Below are 284 nucleotides of genomic sequence, written 5' to 3'. Positions count from 1 at the left end.
CCCGCACCCCCGTGGCGCCCCTTCGACGGCCAGTCACCCCCTCCCGCGCGCGGCTCCTCGGCTCAGAGTCCCTCTCAGGGGCGCGGGGAACTGCGCGAGCAACCCCGCACCCCCGCAGCGCCCCATCGACGGCCAGTCACCCCCTCTCACGCGGGGCTCCCCGGCCCTGGGCCCACCTTGGGGGCGCCGAGCCCCGTTATGTTTTCCGCGGCTCCGCAACGGGGCCGCTGGCCTCCGGGCCCGGCATGACTGTTGCCCCCTGTCGAAGGCATGACCTGGGGGGT

The sequence above is a fragment of the Streptomyces sp. NPDC092296 genome, from assembly GCF_044755465.1.
Classification (GTDB): Bacteria; Actinomycetota; Actinomycetes; order Streptomycetales; family Streptomycetaceae; genus Peterkaempfera.
The sequence above is the reverse complement of the archived record's forward strand: the minus strand, read 5'-3'. Positions refer to the sequence as shown.